Origin of the sequence: Nocardia wallacei (genome assembly GCF_029869545.1) — a bacterium.
GTDB lineage: Bacteria > Actinomycetota > Actinomycetes > Mycobacteriales > Mycobacteriaceae > Nocardia > Nocardia wallacei_A.
On sequence record NZ_JARWQD010000047.1, the window covers coordinates 1 to 3,145 of the forward strand.

3 protein-coding genes are annotated in these 3,145 nt (G+C 69.9%); all 3 read right to left on the reverse strand.

Annotated features, from left to right (window positions below):
• Positions 1–185: 185 nt before the first annotated feature.
• Positions 186–1,391 carry a sensor histidine kinase gene (locus QH290_RS02365; protein WP_280381840.1) on the reverse strand — a complete coding sequence of 402 codons (1,206 nt, stop codon included), beginning with the start codon at positions 1,389–1,391 and terminating at the stop codon, positions 186–188.
• 8 nt (positions 1,392–1,399) lie between these two features.
• Positions 1,400–2,056 (reverse strand): response regulator transcription factor, encoded by a 657-nt coding sequence (locus QH290_RS02370; RefSeq protein ID WP_280265954.1) that lies wholly within the window; start codon positions 2,054–2,056, stop codon positions 1,400–1,402.
• Positions 2,057–2,260: 204 nt separating this feature from the next.
• Positions 2,261–2,599, reverse strand: coding sequence for a hypothetical protein (locus tag QH290_RS02375; protein WP_280265955.1), 339 nt, complete (start codon positions 2,597–2,599; stop codon positions 2,261–2,263).
• Positions 2,600–3,145: the final 546 nt, after the last annotated feature.

Sequence of the window (3,145 nt, forward strand, 5' to 3'; positions counted from 1 at the left end):
CCCGGTTCGGTCTTCGCGGGGGGGCTTGGGGGGGGGGCCGCGTGCCCGGCGCGGCGGCCCCCCCTGGGGCCCTCGGGGGGGGCGCGGGGTGTGGTGTGGGCGCCCCCCCCCACTTCCGAACGCGGCGTCGCGGCGACGGTGTTGGGGACGCTGTGCACCGCCATCGCACCACCCCGCCCGCGCGGTCAGTGCTGTTGCGCGAGAACGCCGGTCGGCGATACTCCGGATCCGGTTGCCGCAGTGGGCAGATCGACGATGACCCGCAGACCGCCTCCGGGCCGCGCCGCCGCCGTCACGGCACCGCCGTGGGCGTGGGCGACCGAGCGCACGATCGACAATCCCAGCCCGGCGCCGCGCGAGAGTGAGCTGTCGGCGCGACGGGTGGTGGTCGTGAGGCGGCGGAACGGCTCGAACAGCCCGTCGATGTCGTATTCGGGGACCTCCGGGCCGGTGTTCTCGACCACGATCCGGCAGCGGCCGCCCGCGCTCTCGGTGCGCACGACGACCCAGCCGCCCTCGTGGTTGTAGCGGACGGCATTGTCGATCAGGTTGTGCGCCAACCGTTCCAGCAGCACCGGATCGCCGACGACCGGCGCCGGTTTCAGGTCGGTGCGCACGTCCACCCCGGCCACCTTCGGCGTCGGCAGGGAGATGGCCTGGACGTGGCGGACGATCTCGGCGAGGTCGGCGCGGCGCTGCTCGGTCAGCCGCTGTTCGCTGCTCGCCAGCACCAGCAGCCCGTCGATGAGGCGTTCGTGGCGCCGATTCACCTCCAGCAGCGTCGCGCCGAGCTGTCGCATCGATTCCGGCGGGTCGGGCCGATCGAGCGCGACCTCGAGCAGGGTCCGATTGATCGTCAACGGGGTCCGGAGTTCGTGCGAGGCATTGGCGACGAAGCGGCGCTGGCTGTCGAAGGCGCGGTCCAGGCGCTCCAGCATGGCGTCGAAAGTGTCTGCGAGGTCGGTGATTTCGTCGTGCGGGCCCGCGAGCGCGATGCGCTCGTGCAGGCTGTCGTCGGCCACCCGCCGGACGGTCGCGGTGATCTGCTGCAGCGGCGACAGCACCCGCCCGGCGAGCAACCACCCGAATCCGGTGGCCACCACGCCGACGGCGGCCAGCGCCGCGAGCGACCACGCCAGCATGGCGTGCAGCGTGGCGCGCCGGTCGGCCTCGGCCTGCGCGGCCACCGCGGAGGCCAGCTCGTCGGCGGCGCCCATCCGGACCCGGAACTGCGGCTCGTCAAGATACTCGCGCACGATGAACTGCGCGCCCGGTCGGCGCCCGAGCCACTGCTCCAGCGAGAAGTACAGCACCCCGACCAGCACGGCACCGGCGAGGAAGAAGGCTCCCGCGTACAGCAGGGTCAGCCGCAGCCGGATCGTCGGCCGCATCAGGCGTTTCACCGCAGGCGATAGCCCACGCCGGGCTCGGTCGCGATCGGGTCGGGATCGCCCAGTTTCCGGCGCAGCATCATGATCGTGTAGCGGACCACCCCGGTGAACGGATCGATGTTCTCGTCCCATGCCTTCTCCAGCAGCTGCTCGGCCGACACCACTCCCCCGTCCGCCCGCAGCAACTCTGCCAGAACGGCGAATTCCTTGCGCGACAACATCACCGGCGCATCCTCGCGGGTGACCGCGCGCCGGTGCAGATCCAATCGGACGCCGGAGCGCTCCAGCACCGGAGGCGTCGCCGGGCGCGCCCGCCGCCCGAGCGCCTGCACCCGCGCCACCAGTTCGGCGAAGGCGAACGGCTTGGTCAGATAGTCGTCGGCGCCCAGCCCGAGGCCCGCCACCCGATCGGGCACGGCGGTCGCCGCCGTCAGCATCAGAATTCGCGTCTCACCGCCGGTGCGCACCACCTCGGTGCACACCTCGTCCCCGCCCAGCACCGGCAGGTCCCGGTCCAGGACCACCACGTCGTAATCGTTGACCCCCACACGTTCCAGCGCCGCGCCACCGTCGTAGACGACGTCCACCGCCATCGCGTAGCGCCGCAGCCCCGCGCCGATCGCATCGGCCAGCAACCGCTCGTCCTCGACCACCAGAACCCGCACGCCGCCCATCCTGCCCGGCGAGGCTGTTAGGTCCCTGTGAGGAAACCGGCACTCTCCCCCGAATGGTGCATCGGTCCGGCACCGCCGGGACCGTCCCACCCCGCGAGATGTCGTCACCGGCGATACTGCCGGTTCCCGATTCACCCCGAGGTGTCTGGCCCGGCGACCCGGCCGCCGGACCCGTCTTCCCGCCGTCGGATTCGATTACTGCTGGCCGCACGATGTGGCGTGTGCGCGGCAGACGAACCAGTCGCTGTCGCCGTGGGTGCGACCGTTGCGCTGCGACGCGTTGTTGTCGCGCGCGCGCTCGCCGCCCCAGCGCAGCTGGTTGTCCCGGCCACGGTTGTAGCCCGAATTGCTGGTCCGGCCGCTGTTGCCACGGTCCGACGACGACGAGTCGTGGCTGCCACCGCGGCTGCCACCCTGCCCCGGCGCGGCATCGGCGACGGCGGGCATCGCCGCGACCGGGACGATCGCGATCGCACCGGCGGCGAGCAGCCCGGTAAGGATCCGGCGGGTGTTCGAATGTGCATTGTCGGCCATTGTTCTTCCGTCCTTCGTGCCACCTCTGACTGGAAGCGGCTCAACCCGTTCTATGTACCGTTATTTAACGGCACGTTCAGTGTGGCACACCCTGGGCCGTTCGTGGTATTCCCATCAGAAGTAAGTTTTCAGACCTCGTGATCGTCGACACCCGGGCGCCGGGACCGGGTGGCCCACCCCTTCCGACATCGTCGAATCACGATGAGCCGCACCGGTTACCACGCCTTTGCCATGCACATACGGGGCGTCGGCCGGACGCGCAGAATCGGCGGCCGCACCACCCGGAGCACCCCGTCCGCCCCACCAGTACGCACGCCGAACCGCCCCTTCAGCACCCCTGCCTGTCAATCCTTGTCACGACACGCAATGTGCCGCCATTTGGTGGCAAGTTGTTGCAGCCCACCCCACCAACCGTGATTTCCCCCACAACCCCCGCACCCAACACAAAAAACCCATGTAAAACCACCAATTTGGTGCCCCCCCACAGAAAACCAAAAAAATTAACACCCCCACCCCAAACCCGCAATCACCAACAATCACCAAAAA